This is a genomic window from Novimethylophilus sp., from assembly GCF_036504375.1.
Lineage (GTDB): Bacteria > Pseudomonadota > Gammaproteobacteria > Burkholderiales > Methylophilaceae > Novimethylophilus.
This window is the reverse complement of sequence record NZ_DASXVH010000074.1, coordinates 1-15,285: the sequence shown is the minus strand read 5'-3', so window position 1 is coordinate 15,285 and position 15,285 is coordinate 1. Positions and strand designations below refer to the sequence as shown.

Below are 15,285 nucleotides of genomic sequence, written 5' to 3'. Positions count from 1 at the left end.
CGATGGATGCAAGGCGCGAGGCGCAGCGAATGGTCGTTCCATTCGCCAGCCTTGCAACGCCGCAGACGCGCATTCTCTTGGCAACCCTCCGGGACGGGGGCGATTTGGGTGCCCTCCTTTGTCGCAAGCCGCTTGAAGTGGCTTGCAATTCAGCGCGTCTTGCTTCGCGGATGGCATCCCAAATCGCCCCCGTCGCAGACGCGAAATTAGTGTGAATACGCCCTAATGGAAACCGTACGCATCTTGCTGGTGGACGATCATGCACTATTCCGCAGCGGCATCAGCTCGCTGCTGCAGCGCCACCCGGAATTCAACGTTGTGGGCGAAGCCACCGATGGGCTCGAAGGCCTGAAACTGGCGACCTCGCTGCAACCCGACATGATTCTGCTTGACCTCCACATGCCGGGCATTTCCGGCCTGGAAGTGCTCAAGATGATCAAGGAAAAGCTACCCGCCGCCTGCGTCATCATGCTCACGGTGTCGGAGGATGCGGAGGACCTGCTGGCGGCGATCCGCGCCGGCGCCAACGGCTATCTGCTGAAAAACATCGCGATGGAGGCGTTCCTCGACGGCCTCAACCGCGTGCGGCAAGGCGAGGCCGTGGTCTCACCGCAGCTCATGGGCAAGCTCATGAACGGCATCCAGGGCGCCGTCCATACCGAACCCGTAGAACGCGAAAGCCTCAGCGCACGCGAGCGCGAAGTACTTGCCCTGCTCGCGGGAGGCGCCAGCAACAAGGAACTGGCGCGCCAATTGGATGTGGCCGAAAGCACCATCAAGATCCACATCCAGCACATCCTGCGCAAGCTCAACCTCTCCAGCCGCGTGCAGGCGGCGGTGTATGCGATTGAGCATGGGTATGTCAAACGTCCGGATTGACGCCCGCACATAGGCTCGTCGGCTTCGCTGGGACTTCCCCAAGTGCTTGCAATACAAGCGCATGTATAATTAGATATATATATCCTGTTATTGAGCGTCAGCACATGCGGCAACCTTTATCCCGGAAGTTCAATATTCTCTGGCTCGCAATCGCGCTCCTCGCCGGTTGTGCGGCGAACCCGAGCGACTCCAGATTCGCACAGAATGTGAAAGACATCCATGAAAGCCTGTCGTCGGTTATTGCACGCAACGGTTTCAGCCACGAGATTCGTAGCCAACGGGATGGCCCCCGCGAAGTCGATTCCATATTCATTCCCATCTCCTTGGATAGCCTGAAGCGCCGGCACTATAGCCTGGACAACCTGATGAATGAGATAGGCAGCGTCTGCGTGTTGCCGGAATACATACGGCTCCCCGTTCTGATAGAGATCGGGGCGGACGATGAAGAAGACCGGATGTACCTGAAGTCTGCACTGATGCCGTCAATCAGCGGAAGAGCCAACATCCAGGTGATTACCGCACCCGACACCGACAATAACATCGCAATCACAGTGGAACATCCCCGCTAGGAGCCACTGGCGTGGTATCGCCGCAATTGACTGGCGAGTTATCGAACGGCTGTTAACGGGCCTGCATGGTAAGCTAAGAGCGCTCTAAACCGCATCAAAACGAACGACTCGCTATAAGGAGCCAGCCATGAGTCACAAGCACGTCAACCTGATTCGCGCCATCTTCCACGATCCGGTCAGCGGCAATATCCACTGGCGCGAAATCGAATCCCTGTTGCATCACCTCGGCGCCAGCGTCACGGCCACGCATGGCGCGCAGTTTCACGTCACGCTGAACGGCTGCGAGAGTGTGCTGCATCACCCCCACCAAAGCAATGTTTACGGCAGGATGGAAATCAAGCATCTGCGCGAATTCCTGTCCCGCGCCGGCGTTACGCCCTCGAGTTACGAGAACAAAGAGTAAGCCGACCAGCCAAAGGAAGACACTCACCCACAATGATGAATTTCAATCGTTGCATGGACGATTTCCTCATGCTGGCGTAGCTTATCCCGCACCTGCTCGGGAGTGAGTTTTTCGCTGTGCGTCACAATGCTGAGAGCGCAGGCATAAGCTCGCTTCCCAACACGCCAGACGTGCAGGTCAGCAATTTTTGTTTCATCCGGGTTTTCGGGTGGCTCGATGACTTCCCGAATCTCGTCAACAACAGAATGATCCATTTCCCTGTCGAGCAGCACCTTCCCGGTCTCAATTAGAAGGCTCTTCGCCCAAACCGCCACCAGTATTGCTCCAACAATGCCCATGACAGGATCCAGCCACGACCATCCATAGAACCATCCACCCACAAGAGCGAGAATGGCCAGTACGGAAGTTGATGCGTCAGCAATGACATGCAGATAAGCTGATTTCAGGTTCAGGTCATGATGGTGGCGATGGTGGTCATGTGCCTCATGCTCAAGGGTATGGTGATGATGGTGAGCGTTGCCGAGAATCATGGCACAGACAATATTGACCAGCAGGCCGACAACAGCAACGACAATCGCTTCCTGATAGTGAATCGGCTGTGGAGAGAATATCCGCTCGGCCGACCCCAAGACCATCACGGCCGCAACGCCGAGCAAGAAGATGGCACTGGCAAAGCCGCCAAGAATTTCAATTTTCCAAGTACCAAAGGCAAACCTTGGATCATCTGAATATCGACGTGCGGCCGCATAGGCAAAGGCACTCAACCCAATAGCAAAGGCATGAGAACTCATGTGCCAGCCATCCGCCAGCAGGGCCATCGAGTTGAACCACCATCCGGCCAATATCTCCACTACCATCATGGCGGCGGTAATCCACATCACGGCACGAGTGCCCTGCTCTGCCGCAGGATTGCCTTCGTTAAATACGTGATGGTGCGTCCATCGGGATAAGTCATGAGTATGCATAGTTATATCTTTCGCCAAGTGATGAGTTGATCGGATTAGAAACCCAGACTCTCGCCTGCACCAAACAAGGTCGCAACACCAAGTATCGCAAAGATTACCGCAGCCACCGCATGGACGACACGAACAGGCATTCGTTGAGCGATTTTTCCGCCCAGAAGAACCGCCGGGACATTGGCAATCATCATTCCTAGTGTTGTTCCAGCAACCACGTAGAAGAAGGCGTGATATTGAGCGACCAAAGCGACCGTGGCAACTTGGGTCTTGTCTCCCATCTCGGCCAGAAAAAAGGCCACCAATGTGGTTCCAAAAACACCAAACTTTGCCAGCCTGGCATCGTCTTCCTCGAACTTGTCCGGGATCAGCGTCCAGATTGCCATGGCGATAAACGATACACCGAGAACCCAGCGTAGCGTCTGCGGACTCATGAGGGAGGTTATCCAAGCGCCGAGTACACCTGCAAAGGCATGGTTCGCAATCGTTGCGACCAGAATGCCCAGCACGATCGGGATTGGTCTGCAAAATTTGGCCGCCAGGATAAATGCGAGAAGTTGAGTTTTGTCGCCGATTTCGGCAAGAGCAACAATGCCCGTTGAGATGAGGAAAGCTTCCATAGTTTTTGTTCCAAGGCCGGACAAGTCACCAGTGACCACACCCCTCCTCCGGCCTGTATGGAGGTGGCATGATCAATGGTCTTGCCAAGTTCATGGAACCGCTTGTGCCATGACCGAACGGTCAAGTATGTTGACACAAGCCCCTTCTCAAACTGGAAGGGCGGCTACTCCCCAAAGAGCGGGCTATTTTAATTGAACGGATACTTTCAGTCGAGCTTTTCTGGAAAAGCCCCCTGCAAACATCTGACATGCGTCGATTTCGACTATCGCCACAGGCGAAGAATACTCTGGATGCTCAGTGGGCTGCAATTTGGGCGGCGAAAGCCGGGGAAGCTTCGTTAACGACCAAGACATGGCAACAATTTCTTGTTAAATTATATAAATTGTTTATACTATAAATGCAGTTTAAGCATTGCCTATTTTCTTGCCTGAAATCTATCACTACTTACGATAGGAGGTATGCTACATGTCTGAGAAAACCAAACGCCCGGCAAAGGCGACACAAACGGCTGCCGCAACAGTTCCTGATGTGGCTGTTACTGCAAGCAAAGCGGTAAAGGTTGAGGCAGTAACCAAGGCCGCCCCAATCGTTCCTTCGAGCAAAGTTTCCAAGGGAGAAAAACACAAAAAACAGAAGATGGTGCGGGATAGCTTTACCATGCCTGAGAGTGATTATGGCCATATCGCAGCACTCAAGGAGAGATGCCTAAAGGCTGGTGTCAGCGCAAAAAAAAGTGAGGTGCTGCGCGCCGCTTTGAGCTGCCTGGCAAATCTCTCCGATAAAGCGTTGATCAAAGCCATCGCCGATCTTGAGATCATCAAGACCGGCAGACCTGCTAAAAACCGACCCTGACCAGAAAGCGCGTGATATGGGAAGCAAAACCGAAATAAAATGGCTGGATACTCCTGAAGAGCACGACTACCCTGCGGCGGAGTCGTATTTGAACCTGACCTACGATGCGCAGACCGCTGCCAGTCTTGCCCGGCAATTGAAGCAGGCACCCATGTCGGGATTCAAAGCCAAGGATATCTTCAGGGCATCCGGCCTGTCTTTATTGGGCGTCAGCAATTCCCATGTAGAAAAAGACCGCAAGAAGATTCTGGCCGGACACGCTCTTTCGCCATTGCTTCTTGTAAGAGATAAAGCCAATGGCAGGGTTGTCATTGCCGATGGTTATCATCGCATGTGCTCAGTCTATGGATTCGATGAAGACGCCGTCATTCCGTGCAAGATTGTTTGAATAAATGGGTAGCTTGATCGTAGTATTTGCCGCAATCTATGGCCTGAATACTATCCCTGCATTCGCCCCTCCGACATGGATGGTTCTCTCGCTCGTAGGGTTTAACCACCCGCAGTTCAACCCCCTGTTACTGGCTTTGACTGCCGCATTTGCTGCTACCCTGGGGCGGATAACGCTGGCCAAACTCTCCCAGTTCATCATCCGCAACAAGCTGCTCAAAGCCCGGACTAAAGAGAATATCGACGTTCTCAAAGAGGCGTTGGAACACCGGAAGAATCAGACTGTGGGAGCGCTGCTTATCTACTCGTTCACCCCTCTGCCATCTAACTACCTGTTTATTGCCTACGGGCTGACAACCCTGCCAATCAGGCTGATTGCCATGCCTTTTTTCATTGGCAGAATGGTGAGCTATGCGGCCTGGATTTTTCTGGGGCAAGAAGCCTACAAGAGTCTGGATATCAATGCGGGCCTTGTCGGCGAATATTTGGGTGCCTATTTCATCCTGACGCAGATTGGATTTCTGCTGCTTATTTATCTTTTTGCCAAAGTCGATTGGCGTGCAGTTCTGATTGAAAAGAAATTCAGGTGGTTGAAATAAAAGAATTAAGTCGATTGGCTGCCTAGGGTTGATTTGAGACGGCCGTTGCTCCACCAAAAAACACCAATGTCCTCTCCAGCAACAGCCATAGTTCTTTAGAACTATACCGGCATCCTCCTTCCAGACAATCTCCGGCCCTCCTTCAGGAGGATATTCACAGGCGCATTGCAAGCCTAGTATTCAGACGTAAATATCTGGATAGGAGGATGCAAAATGGCCAGCCACAGCTACAAGCAGATATCGGTACTTTCAGCCAGCACGCTGGCTTTCACCGTGTGTTTCATGATCTGGATGATGTTCGCGGTGATCGGTATCCCGATCAAGGCCACACTCAGTCTCAACGAGACCCAGTTCGGCATCCTGGTAGCCACGCCCGTGCTCACCGGCTCGCTGATCCGACTGCCATTGGGCATGATGACCGACAGGTTCGGCGGCCGGCCGGTGTTCTTCGTACTGATGCTCTCCACCATCATCCCGATCTATCTCGTTTCCTACGGCACGCAGTTCTGGCACTACCTGATCGCCGGCCTGTTCGTCGGCATGGCCGGCGGCGCATTCACGATCGGCATCGCCTACTGCGCACGCTGGTTTCCCAAGAACCGCCAGGGACTGGCGATGGGTATTTTCGGCGCCGGCAACTCGGGAGCGGCCCTGACCAAGCTGGTAGCGCCCTCCATCGTCGTGGCCTTCGGCTGGCAAATGGTACCCAAGGTCTATGCGGTGCTGATGCTGGTTACTGCCATCCTGTTCTGGCTGTTTACCTTCGACGACCCGGCGCATAGGGTCGGCAAGAACGTCAGCATCACCGACCAGCTCGCCGCGCTGAGAGACCCGAAAGTGTGGAAGTACTGCCAGTACTACTCGATCGTGTTCGGCGGTTACGTCGCGCTGTCGCTGTGGATGACCAAGTACTACGTGGCCGAGTACGGCTTCAGCCTCAAGACCGCGGCACTGCTGGCCGCCTGTTTCTCGCTGCCCGGCGGCATGTTGCGCGCGCTGGGAGGCTGGGCCTCCGACAAATGGGGTGCGCACAAAGTGACCTGGTGGGTACTGTGGCTATCGTGGATCGTGCTGTTCATCCTGTCCTATCCGCAGACCGATTTCACCATTTATACGGTGACCGGCCCGCAAACCTTTCATATTGGCCTTACACCTACAGTATTCACTGTACTCATGTTCACCATGGGCTTCGCCTGGGCTATCGGCAAGGCCTCGGTGTTCAAGTACATCTCCGACGACTACCCGCACAACATCGGCGTGATCTCCGGCATCGTCGGCCTGGCCGGCGGCTTGGGCGGATTCCTGCTGCCCATCATGTTCGGCGCGCTGGTAGACCTTACCGGCGTGCGTTCCAGCTGTTTCATGCTGATGTACGGCGTGGTCTGGGTATCGCTGGCCTGGATGTACTGGACCGAAATACGCACCCATGAAGTGATGAGCAGACACAAACTGGCAATAGACACCCTGGAATAACGCTGAAACCCGGATAAGGAGAAAAGCAATGAGCACAACACAAACGCAAGTCGTTACAACGCCGCCCAACGCTACCGATATTGACGACTGGCGGCCGGAAGACCCGGCATTCTGGGAATCCACTGGCCGCAAGATAGCCAGCCGCAACCTGTGGATATCAGTGCCCAGCCTGCTGTGCGGCTTTGCCATCTGGCTGATGTGGGGCATCATCACGGTGCAGATGCTGAATCTGGGCTTTCATTTCAGCAAGGACGAGCTGTTCACCCTGACCGCGATTTCCGGCCTGGCCGGCGCCACGATGCGCATCCCCTCCTCGTTCTTCATCCGGCTGGCGGGGGGACGCAACACCATCTTCCTCACCACCTTCATGCTGATCACGCCGGCCATCGGCACCGGCATCGCGCTGCAGCATCCGGAATGGCCGCTGTGGGCGTTCCAGCTGCTGGCGCTGTGGTCGGGCGTGGGCGGCGGCAATTTCGCCAGCTCGATGTCCAACATCAGCACCTTCTATCCCAAGCGCTTGCAGGGCACGGCGTTGGGCATCAACGCCGGTCTGGGCAACTTCGGCGTGACCACGATGCAGATCCTCATCCCGCTGGTGATGACGGTAGGCATCTTCGGCGCCAGCGGCGGCGAGCCGATGACGCTGGTGAAGAGTAGCGGCTGGATTTTCGGCAAGATCGCCGCCGGCACGCCGACCTACATCCAGAACGCAGGCTATGTATGGATATTGCTGCTGCTGCCGCTGGCGGTGGCCGGCTGGTTCGGCATGAACAACCTGAAGACGATCTCGCCTAATATCGGCGGCACGCTGACAGCTTTCATCAAGATTACCTGGCTGTATACGCTGGCGTTCCTGCCTGCGATCGTCGGCCTCTATCTTTACCTGCCGGCACCTACCGGCCTGGGGCTGCTCAGCATGTGGGTGGCGCTGCCGCTGATCATGCTCTCCACGCTGTTCCTGATGAAGCTGGCGGCATTCGGCACCATGAAGGAAAACATCCAGAAGCAGTTTGCCATCTTCAAGAACAAGCACACCTGGTCGATGACCGTACTGTACGTGCTGACCTTCGGCTCCTTCATCGGCTTCTCGATGGCGCTGCCGCTGTCGATCAAGGTGATCTTCGGCTTCCAGCACATCGTTGACCCGGTCACCGGCGTGCTGACCCACACCGCCAACAATCCGCACGCGCCGCCGGCGCTGACCTACGCCTGGATCGGCCCCTTCGTCGGCGCTCTGATCCGGCCGGTGGGCGGCTGGATTTCCGACAAGGTGGGCGGCTCCATCGTCACCCAGGTGATTTCGCTGGTGATGGTGGTCGCTTCCGTCGCCGCCGGGATGGTACTGCAACAAGCCTACCATTCGGCAACGCCGGAAATCTATTTCACCCAGTTTCTGTTGATCTTCGTGCTGCTGTTCGCCGCCAGCGGTATCGGCAACGGCTCCACCTTCCGCACCGTGGGCGTGATTTTCGACCGCGTGCAAGCCGGCCCGGTATTGGGCTGGACCTCGGCGGTGGCGGCCTACGGCTCGTTCATCGCCCCCGAGGTGATCAACGGACAGATCAAGGCCGGCACGCCGGAAATCGCCATGTACGGCTTCGCGGCGTTCTACGCCCTGTGCCTGATTCTCAACTGGTGGTTCTACCTGCGCCGCAGCGCCGAGATCAAGAACCCCTGAACCCATGACAACGAATTTTTCAAGGAGTCTGCAATGAGTCACTTTCTCGATCGTCTGAAATTCTTCGACAAGGTCAAGGAGACCTTTTCCGGCGACCACGGCATCGTCACCAACGAAGACCGCCAGTGGGAGGACGCCTACCGCCATCGCTGGCAGCACGACAAGGTAGTGCGCTCCACCCACGGCGTGAACTGCACCGGTGGCTGCAGCTGGAAGATTTTCGTCAAGAACGGTCTGGTGTCGTTCGAGATGCAGCAGACCGACTACCCGCGCACCCGCGACGACCTGCCCGACCATGAGCCGCGCGGCTGCCAGCGCGGGGCATCGTTCTCGTGGTACCTGTACAGCCCGCACCGCATCAAGCACCCGATGATCCGCGGTCGTCTGCTCGATCTGTACCGTGCGGAAAGAAAATCGGGGAAAGACCCGGTGGAAGCCTGGGCCGCGATCCAGGCCGACGAGAAAAAGCGCAAGCAATACACCGCGGTGCGCGGCCTGGGCGGCTTCGTACGCACCAGCTGGGACGAAGTGACCGAGATCATCGCCGCCGCCAACGTCTACACCATCAACAAGTGGGGCCCGGACCGCATCTACGGCTTCTCGCCAATTCCCGCGATGTCGATGATTTCCTACGCCGCGGGCTCGCGCTACCTCTCCATGATAGGCGCCGCCTGCGGCTCCTTCTACGACTGGTACTGCGACCTGCCGGCGGCCAGCCCGCAAACCTGGGGCGAGCAGACCGACGTGCCGGAAGCGGCCGACTGGTATAACTCGACCTACATCATCATCACCGGCGCCAACCTGCCGATGACCCGCACCCCTGACGCGCACTTCGCCTCGGAAGTGCGCTACAAGGGCGCCAAGATCGTGGCGATGGCGCCGGATTATGCCGAGTTCTGCAAATTCTCCGACCTGTGGATGCCGATCCGCCAGGGCACCGACTCCGCCGCCTTCCTGGCGATGGGACATGTGGCCCTGAAGGAGTTCTACATCGACAATCAGGATCCGTATTTCCAGGAATATGCACGCAAGTACACCGACCTGCCGATGCAGGTGATGCTACGCAAGCATGGCGACAGCTATGTGTCCGACCGTTTCCTGCGGGCTTCGGATTTTGATGGTGCACTGGGCGAAATCAACAACCCGGACTGGAAGACCATCGTTTATGACGAAGCCAGCCAGTCCTTCGTCGCGCCCAACGGCTCCATCGGCTTCCGCTGGGGTGAGGAAGGCAAGTGGAACCTACTGCCGAAGAACGCCGCCAACCAGCAGGAAATATCCGCCGAACTGAGCTGCATCGCAAACCGCGACGGCGTAGTGTCGGTAGGTTTTCCGCATTTCAATCAGGACGAAGATGAACTGCTGTACCGCAACGTGCCGGTGCGCAAAGTGACGCTGCCAAATGGCGAAGAAGCCTATGTCGCCTCGGTGTTCGACATGCAGGTTGCGCAGTACGGCATCGACCGGGACTTAGGTGGCGACAATGTCGCCAGATCCTACCTGGACGCCGACGTGGCCTACACCCCGGCCTGGGCCGAAAAGGTCACCGGCGTCAAGGCCGCCGACATCGAGCGCACCGGCCGCGAGTTTGCCTACAACGCCTCGAAAACCAAGGGCAAATCCATGGTGATCATGGGCGCCGCGATCAACCACTGGTACCACAACGACCTGGCCTACCGTTCCATCATGAACCTGCTGCACATGTGCGGCTGCGTGGGGCAGACCGGCGGCGGCTGGGCGCACTACGTGGGCCAGGAAAAACTGCGTCCGCAAGCCGGCTGGGCGCCGATCGCGTTCGGTCTGGACTGGAACCGTCCGCCGCGCCACATGAACTCCACCTCCTACTGGTACTTCCATACCGACCAGTGGCGCTATGAAACAGTCAAGGCCGACGATCTGCTGTCACCTGCCGGCAAAGGCAAAAACAAGGGCTACTCGCTGGCCGACTACAACGTGGCAGCCACCCGCATGGGCTGGCTGCCTTCCGCGCCGCACTGGAACGCCAACCCGCTCGACCTCGTGCGTGATGCCGAAAAAGCCGGCGCCACCGACGAAGCCGGCATTGCCAAGCACGTGGTCGACAAGCTCATGGACGGCTCGCTGGATGTCGCCTTCGCCGATGTGGATAACCCGGTCAACTGGCCGCGCAATCTGATCGTGTGGCGCGGCAACCTGATCGGCACTTCCGCCAAGGGCCATGAATATTTCCTGAAACATTTATTAGGGGCCCAGAACGGCGTGCTGCAGGAATCCGGCGCCGGACGCGACAACCATGAAGTCAAATGGCACGAGGAAGCCCCCATCGGCAAGCTGGACCTGATGGTGGACATCAACTTCCGCCTCAATTCCACCGGCGCCTATTCCGACATCATTTTGCCGACAGCGACCTGGTACGAGAAGAACGACCTCAACACTACCGACATGCATCCGTTCATCCACCCGTTGTCGGAGGCGGTCAGCCCGGGCTGGGAATCCAAGTCCGACTGGCAGATTTTCAAATCCCTCGCCAAGACCTTTTCGACGCTGGCCGAAAAGCACCTGGGCACGCGCCGCGATATCGTCGCACTGCCGATGCAGCACGACTCGGCGGCCGAACTGGCGCAACCGTTCGGCCATGTCACCGACTGGAAGAAGGAAGGGCTGGAACCGATTCCCGGCAAGACCATGCCCATCCTCAAGGTGGTGGAGCGCGACTACGCCAATACCTACAGGAAGTTCATCGCGCTGGGGCCCTTGATGGTCAAGCTCGGCAACAACATCAAGGGTATAGACTGGAACACCGAGCAGGAGTACGAAGAGCTCAAGAAGTGCAACTACACGGTATCGGTGCCCGGCATTTCCTTCGGTATGCCGTCGCTGGAAGAAGATATCGGCGTGTGCGACGCGGTGATGCGCATGGCGCCGGAAACCAACGGCGAAGTGGCGCACAAGTCGTGGAGCGCGCTGTCGAAAAAAACCGGCATCGACCACCACCACCTCTATGCCGGCCGCCACGAGGACAAGTTCACCTTCCGCGACATCCAGGCCCAGCCGCGCAAGATCATCACCGCGCCCACCTGGTCCGGCATCGAGTCCGAGCATGTTTCCTATACCGCCGGCTATACCAATATCCACGAGCACATCCCGTTCCGCACGCTGACCGGCCGCGCGCATTTTTATCAGGATCACGAGTGGATGCTGGATTTCGGCGAAGGCTTCTGCGCTTACCGCGGCCCGCTCGACATGAAGGCGCAGGACACCGTACCCGCCGCAGTCCGGGCCAAACCGCACCTGGTGCTGTCGTGGATCACGCCGCACTCCAAGTGGGGCATCCATTCCACCTACCAGGATAATCTGCGCATGCTGACGCTGTTCCGCGGCGGGCCTTACGTCTGGGTGTCGGAAGATGATGCCAAATCCATCGGCTTGCAGGACAACGACTGGATCGAGGCAGTCAACGCCAATGGCGCCACCGTGGCGCGGGTGGTGGTCTCGCAGCGGGTGCCAAGAGGGATGGCGATGATGTACCACGCCCAGGAAAAGAATGTGAACGTGCCCGGCTCGCCCTCCACCGGCAAGCGTGGCGGCATCCTGAATTCGGTCACCCGCGTGATCATCAAGCCGACCAACATGATAGGCGGCTATGCCCAGCTGGCTTATGGCTTCAATTACTACGGCACCGTGGGCTGTCAGCGCGACGAGATGGTGGTGCTGCACAAGGTCGCCGACCAGGACGTGGACTGGCTGGAACGTCCGCTGACTCCGGAACGCGAAGCGCAACTCAACCCCGTCGGCATTGGCGCCCTGTAAACAGGACATAGGAGAACATCATGAAAGTACGCGCACAATTCGCCTTTGTCTTCAACCTGGACAAATGCATCGGTTGCCACACCTGCTCGGTGACGTGCAAGAACGTGTGGAGCAACCGCAAGGGCGTGGAATACGCCTGGTTCAACAACGTGGAATCCAAGCCCGGCGTCGGCTATCCCCAGCAATGGGAAAACCAGGAAGTCTGGAACGGAGGCTGGGAGCTGAAGGACGGCAAACTGGAGCTTAAATCCGGCAACCGCGCCTCCAAGCTGCTGAACATTTTCGCCAACCCGGACCTGCCCGAGATCGACGATTACTACGAGCCGTTCACCTATAACTACGCCCATCTGCAGAACGCGCCGCTGTCCGAGGCCGCGCCGACCGCACGGCCGCTGTCGCAGATCACCGGCGAGACCATGGAGAAGATCACCTGGGGCCCGAACTGGGAGGACGACCTGGCGGGCGAATACGCCAAGCGCAGCCAAGACCAGAACATGCACAACATCCAGAAGGAGATGTATGGGCAGTTCGAGAACACCTTCCACATGTACCTGCCGCGCATCTGCAACCACTGCCTCAACCCGGCCTGCGTCGCGGCCTGCCCCTCGGGCTCGATGTACAAGCGCGAGGAGGACGGCATCGTGCTGGTGGACCAGGACAAGTGCCGCGGCTGGCGCATGTGCGTTTCCTCCTGCCCGTACAAGAAGGTGTTCTACAACTGGGAATCGGGCAAGGCCGAGAAGTGCATCGGCTGCTACCCGCGCGTGGAGTCCGGCATGCCGACGGTGTGCTCGGAATCCTGCGTCGGCCGCATCCGCTACAACGGCATCATGCTGTACGACGCCGACAAGATCGAGGAACTGGCGAGCACGGAAAACGAACAGGATCTGTACGAAGCACAGTGCAGGATCTTCCTCGACCCCAACGATCCGAAAGTGATCGCCGCGGCCCGCGCCGAGGGCATCAACGACGACTGGATCATCGCCGCGCAGAAGTCGCCGATCTACAAGATGGCCATCGACTGGAAGATCGCCTTCCCCATGCACCCGGAATTCCGCACGCTGCCGATGGTGTGGTACGTGCCGCCGCTGTCTCCGGTGCAGTCGCAGATCGACCAGGGCAACCTGCCGGTCGGGCCGGATGGCGCTATTCCTCTGTCGGGCACCATGCGCCTGCCGATCCAGTACCTCGCCAACCTGCTCACCGCCGGCAAGGAAGCGCCGATCGAGAGCGCGTTGAACCGCCTGATCGCGATGCGCAGCTACCAGCGCTCGGTGCATGTGGAAGGCCGCGCCGACACCCGCGCGCTGGAAAAAGCCGGCATCAGCGAAGCCACCGCCAAGGAAATGTACCGCTATCTGGCGATTGCCAATTACGAAGACCGTTTCGTGATCCCCACCGGCCACGAGGAAGTCCGCATGGACGACTTCCACGCCTTCCAGGGGCAGAACGGCTTCACCTTCGGCAACGACACCTCGGCCGGGATCAGCAAGATCACGCTGTTCCCGCGCCGCCGCAAAGAGTCGATGGAGCCGAGAACACCGGCGCCATCGGCCGACGATCGCTAGTCACAAGATCGCTAGGAGAACATCATGCAAATTTACAAAATGCTGTCGGTGATGCTGGAGTATCCGGACCAGGAGTTGCTGGACCACCTGCCGGAACTGCGCGAACAGACCGAGTGCTGTCTGGACATCGACAATGCGGAACGCGCCGGCGTGCTCAAGGTTCTTGATTACCTGGGGAGCGCGCCGCTCACCGGGTTGCAGGAAAAATACGTGCAGACCTTCGATCTCACCGCGGAGCACAGCCTGCACCTGACGCACCACCTGTTCGGCGACGACAAGAACCGCGGCCCGGCGCTGATCGACCTGGGCGAACTGTACAAGGACTACGGCGTGGAAGTCGTCACCAATGAACTGCCGGATTATCTGCCGCTGATTCTCGAATTCGCGGCCTATCTGGACGACGACGAAGCGATGGTGTTCCTGTCGGATGCCGGCAAGGTGTTCAATGTGCTGGCGGACAATCTGAACAAGGTCGCCAGCCCGTACGCGCCGCTGCTTTCCATTATCGAAAACCGGGCGACCCTGACCCGCCTGGCTGCTTAAGGAGAACACAATGAACCTGCACAACTTTCTCTATGGCGTGTATCCGTACATCGCGCTCAGCGTGTTCCTGCTCGGGAGCTGGCTACGCTTCGACCGCGAACAATACACCTGGAAAAGCGATTCCAGCCAGCTGCTGTCCAAGGCCAACCTGCGCCTGGCGAGCAATCTGTTCCATGTCGGCGTCATCGCCATTTTCTTCGGCCACGCGGTGGGCCTGCTCACGCCCCATGGCTTGTTCCGTACCCTGGGCGTATCCGACATGACGCACCAGATGATCGCGATCTGGGCCGGTTCCATCTTCGGCTCGCTGGCGTTGGCGGGCGGCGCGCTGCTGTGGCTGCGGCGCATGTTCAACGTGCGCATTTCGGTCACCAGCCGCGGCGCGGACAAGTTCATCCTGTCCTGGCTGCTGGTCACGCTGATGGTCGGCCTGTCCACCATTCCGGTGTCCATCGGTCACGCCAATGCCGGCAATCCCGGCGTCATGATCGCGCTGGCGGAATGGGTGCAGAGCATCGTCTACCTGCATCCGCAGCCGGTGCTGCTGGAAAGCGTGGACACCGTGTTCAAGGTGCACCTGTTTCTCGGCATGACGGTGTTCCTGGTGTTCCCGTTCACGCGCATGGTGCATGTGTGGAGCGCACCGTTCGGCTACGTCGGCCGCCCTTACCAGATCGTGCGCAGCAAGCGTACTTTCCGATAACGGAAGCTTGTTTGATACAAAAACATTTAGGAAAGGCAGACCATGAACAACCATATCAAGTTGCTGCTGACGGGCGCCGTATTGTCCGCCCTCCCGGGTCTTGCGGTTTCCGCAGAGCCCCCCGCCGCGCCTGCGGACTACACATTGCTGGATTCCATCAAGAGCGGCAAGCCGATGACCAGTTTCCGGCTGCGTTACGAGAAGGTCGGGCAGGATGGCTTGGGGCCGGCGGGCACGTCGGCAGCCAATAACGATCTCAAGG

General features: G+C 58.2%; 15 protein-coding genes, 1 pseudogene and 1 riboswitch. Of the genes and pseudogenes, 14 read left to right on the top strand and 2 right to left on the bottom strand.

Annotated features, from left to right (window positions below; translation table 11 throughout):
* The 4 genes from VGK14_RS10950 to VGK14_RS10935 all read left to right on the top strand — a co-directional run.
* On the top strand, window positions 1-215 hold a 215-nt coding region (locus VGK14_RS10950; RefSeq protein ID WP_331509127.1), incomplete at its 5' end, for a hypothetical protein.
* A gap of 10 nt (window positions 216-225) precedes the next feature.
* Window positions 226-879 (top strand): response regulator transcription factor, encoded by a 654-nt coding sequence (locus VGK14_RS10945; RefSeq protein ID WP_331509126.1) that lies wholly within the window; start codon window positions 226-228, stop codon window positions 877-879.
* A gap of 104 nt (window positions 880-983) precedes the next feature.
* Complete coding sequence (locus VGK14_RS10940) at window positions 984-1,448, top strand: hypothetical protein (protein WP_331509125.1); 465 nt, start codon at window positions 984-986, stop codon at window positions 1,446-1,448.
* Window positions 1,449-1,575: 127 nt separating this feature from the next.
* On the top strand, window positions 1,576-1,851 hold the full coding sequence (locus VGK14_RS10935; RefSeq protein ID WP_331509124.1) for a type II toxin-antitoxin system HicA family toxin: 276 nt from the start codon (window positions 1,576-1,578) through the stop codon (window positions 1,849-1,851).
* Window positions 1,852-1,874: 23 nt separating this feature from the next.
* On the opposite strand, the gene dmeF is transcribed toward VGK14_RS10935, so the two are convergent.
* Both dmeF and VGK14_RS10925 read right to left on the bottom strand, forming a co-directional pair.
* Window positions 1,875-2,816: a CDF family Co(II)/Ni(II) efflux transporter DmeF gene (dmeF, locus tag VGK14_RS10930; protein ID WP_331509123.1), complete on the bottom strand. Its 942-nt coding sequence runs from the start codon at window positions 2,814-2,816 to the stop codon at window positions 1,875-1,877.
* A gap of 35 nt (window positions 2,817-2,851) precedes the next feature.
* Complete coding sequence (locus tag VGK14_RS10925; RefSeq protein ID WP_331509122.1) at window positions 2,852-3,427, bottom strand: TMEM165/GDT1 family protein; 576 nt, start codon at window positions 3,425-3,427, stop codon at window positions 2,852-2,854.
* A gap of 7 nt (window positions 3,428-3,434) precedes the next feature.
* Window positions 3,435-3,612, bottom strand: a riboswitch (yybP-ykoY riboswitch).
* A gap of 281 nt (window positions 3,613-3,893) precedes the next feature.
* On the opposite strand from VGK14_RS10925, the gene VGK14_RS10920 reads away from it, so the two are divergent.
* From VGK14_RS10920 to VGK14_RS10875, 10 genes and pseudogenes are all read left to right on the top strand, one after another.
* Window positions 3,894-4,280 (top strand): hypothetical protein, encoded by a 387-nt coding sequence (locus VGK14_RS10920; protein ID WP_331509121.1) that lies wholly within the window; start codon window positions 3,894-3,896, stop codon window positions 4,278-4,280.
* A gap of 16 nt (window positions 4,281-4,296) precedes the next feature.
* A complete protein-coding gene (locus tag VGK14_RS10915; protein WP_331509120.1) occupies window positions 4,297-4,668 on the top strand; it encodes a hypothetical protein in 372 nt (123 codons plus the stop codon).
* A 4-nt stretch (window positions 4,669-4,672) separates the two neighbouring features.
* The gene (locus tag VGK14_RS10910) at window positions 4,673-5,266 is read left to right on the top strand and encodes a hypothetical protein (protein WP_331509119.1); all 594 of its coding nucleotides are present in this window, start codon (window positions 4,673-4,675) and stop codon (window positions 5,264-5,266) included.
* Between the two features lie 213 nt (window positions 5,267-5,479).
* Window positions 5,480-6,739, top strand: a complete 1,260-nt coding sequence (locus VGK14_RS10905; protein WP_331509118.1) for a nitrate/nitrite transporter — start codon at window positions 5,480-5,482, stop codon at window positions 6,737-6,739.
* A gap of 28 nt (window positions 6,740-6,767) precedes the next feature.
* Window positions 6,768-8,420, top strand: coding sequence for an MFS transporter (locus VGK14_RS10900; protein ID WP_331509117.1), 1,653 nt, complete (start codon window positions 6,768-6,770; stop codon window positions 8,418-8,420).
* Between the two features lie 33 nt (window positions 8,421-8,453).
* Window positions 8,454-12,209: a nitrate reductase subunit alpha gene (locus VGK14_RS10895; protein ID WP_331509116.1), complete on the top strand. Its 3,756-nt coding sequence runs from the start codon at window positions 8,454-8,456 to the stop codon at window positions 12,207-12,209.
* Between the two features lie 20 nt (window positions 12,210-12,229).
* Window positions 12,230-13,777, top strand: coding sequence for a nitrate reductase subunit beta (gene narH, locus VGK14_RS10890; protein ID WP_331509115.1), 1,548 nt, complete (start codon window positions 12,230-12,232; stop codon window positions 13,775-13,777).
* Between the two features lie 24 nt (window positions 13,778-13,801).
* Window positions 13,802-14,320 (top strand): nitrate reductase molybdenum cofactor assembly chaperone, encoded by a 519-nt coding sequence (gene narJ / locus VGK14_RS10885; RefSeq protein ID WP_331509114.1) that lies wholly within the window; start codon window positions 13,802-13,804, stop codon window positions 14,318-14,320.
* Window positions 14,321-14,330: 10 nt separating this feature from the next.
* Window positions 14,331-15,023 carry a respiratory nitrate reductase subunit gamma gene (gene narI / locus VGK14_RS10880; protein ID WP_331509113.1) on the top strand — a complete coding sequence of 231 codons (693 nt, stop codon included), beginning with the start codon at window positions 14,331-14,333 and terminating at the stop codon, window positions 15,021-15,023.
* A gap of 42 nt (window positions 15,024-15,065) precedes the next feature.
* A pseudogene (locus VGK14_RS10875) lies at window positions 15,066-15,285 on the top strand (hypothetical protein); the annotation flags it as partial.

What these genes read in the sequence shown, in the direction of transcription:
- VGK14_RS10945 (WP_331509126.1), top strand. Translation starts at nt 226, where the DNA reads ATGGAAACCGTACGCATCTTGCTGGTGGACGATCATGCACTATTCCGC.
- VGK14_RS10900 (WP_331509117.1), top strand. Translation starts at nt 6,768, where the DNA reads ATGAGCACAACACAAACGCAAGTCGTTACAACGCCGCCCAACGCTACC.
- VGK14_RS10940 (WP_331509125.1), top strand. Translation starts at nt 984, where the DNA reads ATGCGGCAACCTTTATCCCGGAAGTTCAATATTCTCTGGCTCGCAATC.
- VGK14_RS10920 (WP_331509121.1), top strand. Translation starts at nt 3,894, where the DNA reads ATGTCTGAGAAAACCAAACGCCCGGCAAAGGCGACACAAACGGCTGCC.
- dmeF (WP_331509123.1), bottom strand. Translation starts at nt 2,816, where the DNA reads ATGCATACTCATGACTTATCCCGATGGACGCACCATCACGTATTTAAC.
- VGK14_RS10935 (WP_331509124.1), top strand. Translation starts at nt 1,576, where the DNA reads ATGAGTCACAAGCACGTCAACCTGATTCGCGCCATCTTCCACGATCCG.
- VGK14_RS10915 (WP_331509120.1), top strand. Translation starts at nt 4,297, where the DNA reads ATGGGAAGCAAAACCGAAATAAAATGGCTGGATACTCCTGAAGAGCAC.
- VGK14_RS10925 (WP_331509122.1), bottom strand. Translation starts at nt 3,427, where the DNA reads ATGGAAGCTTTCCTCATCTCAACGGGCATTGTTGCTCTTGCCGAAATC.
- VGK14_RS10895 (WP_331509116.1), top strand. Translation starts at nt 8,454, where the DNA reads ATGAGTCACTTTCTCGATCGTCTGAAATTCTTCGACAAGGTCAAGGAG.
- VGK14_RS10910 (WP_331509119.1), top strand. Translation starts at nt 4,673, where the DNA reads ATGGGTAGCTTGATCGTAGTATTTGCCGCAATCTATGGCCTGAATACT.
- VGK14_RS10905 (WP_331509118.1), top strand. Translation starts at nt 5,480, where the DNA reads ATGGCCAGCCACAGCTACAAGCAGATATCGGTACTTTCAGCCAGCACG.
- narJ (WP_331509114.1), top strand. Translation starts at nt 13,802, where the DNA reads ATGCAAATTTACAAAATGCTGTCGGTGATGCTGGAGTATCCGGACCAG.
- narH (WP_331509115.1), top strand. Translation starts at nt 12,230, where the DNA reads ATGAAAGTACGCGCACAATTCGCCTTTGTCTTCAACCTGGACAAATGC.
- narI (WP_331509113.1), top strand. Translation starts at nt 14,331, where the DNA reads ATGAACCTGCACAACTTTCTCTATGGCGTGTATCCGTACATCGCGCTC.